Origin of the sequence: Sphingobium olei (assembly GCF_042678845.1) — a bacterium.
Classification (GTDB): domain Bacteria; phylum Pseudomonadota; class Alphaproteobacteria; order Sphingomonadales; family Sphingomonadaceae; genus Sphingobium; species Sphingobium olei.
The window spans coordinates 1-1,137 of sequence record NZ_JBHTLS010000038.1; the positions used below are offsets into that span (position 1 = coordinate 1).

1 protein-coding gene is annotated in these 1,137 nt (G+C 58.2%); it reads right to left on the reverse strand.

Annotation, left to right across the window (positions count from 1 at the left end; all coding sequences use genetic code 11):
* Nucleotides 1–14 precede the first annotated feature (14 nt).
* The gene (locus tag ACFQ24_RS03915) at nt 15–1,058 is read right to left on the reverse strand and encodes an IS110-like element ISShsp1 family transposase (RefSeq protein WP_010336579.1); all 1,044 of its coding nucleotides are present in this window, start codon (nt 1,056–1,058) and stop codon (nt 15–17) included.
* Nucleotides 1,059–1,137 lie beyond the last annotated feature (79 nt).

Below are 1,137 nucleotides of genomic sequence, written 5' to 3' on the forward strand. Positions count from 1 at the left end.
CTCCTGGCTAATTCTTATGCTGCTACCGCAGTAAGGGCGGGCGGCGCGACGCATTGGTATCGCTCGCCGCTCACCATGAGTTTCCACGCGACACGTGCGGCTTTGTTAGCAACGGCAACCGCAACGAGCTTAGGTGATTTTCGTCCAATCAAGCCGATAAGCCATGGTGTGAGATTCCTACCTCGCCCATTGCGGGCGTGCTGAACGACTGCGGTAGCTCCGACCACGAGCGTGCTTCTGAGAAGCTCATCACCAGCGCGAGTGATAACGCCGTGTCTTGTCTTGCCGGCGGTCGAGTGATCTTTAGGGGTCAGGCCCATCCATGCCGCAAAATCCCGACCGGATTTGAATAGATGCGGATCGGGCGTTTTCATCATGAGCAAGGTCGCGCCGATAGGCCCAACGCCGGGAATTTTGGCCAGTCGCTGACTACATTCGTCGTTGCGATGCCATTCCATCAGCTTCGCGTCGATCCGTTCGATCTCGCACTGGAGCTGCGCATATTCCTTTCCCTGCAGGGCAAAAAGTTCGCGCGCCAATTCGGGTATCGTTTCATCTGCCGCGATGCGCTCGAGAAGCGGTACGACGCGACATGCACCCGTCGCCGCAGTGATGCCGAACTCCGCGCCATACCCTCGTATAGCGTTGACGAGCTGGGTGCGCTTCTGGATGAGCCTTTCGCGCACCCCGACCAACATGAGCGCCGCCTGTTGTTCTGCAGTCTTTACTGGAACGAAGCGCATTGTTGGGCGGCTCACCGCTTCGCAGAGAGCTTCGGCATCCGCCGCGTCGTTCTTGCCGCGCTTGACGTAGGGCTTCGCTAATTGCGGCGCGATCAACCTTACGTCATGCCCGAGCGATCCGAGAAGACGAGCCCAATGATGTGAACTGCCGCATGCCTCGATAGCGACGACGGTGGGTGGCAGCTTTTCGAAAAACCGAACCATTTCCCGGCGCGTCAACTTCTTGCGCAGCACTGCCTTCTCCGCTGCATCGACGCCATGCAGTTGAAAAACGTTCTTTGACGTATCCATGCCTATGCGGGTAATTTGCTCCACGGGCGGCTCCCTTGATTGAGTCTTGCAACGCACTCACTCTGGCACATTGCGATGCCGTTGGGAGCCGTCCACCCCAACA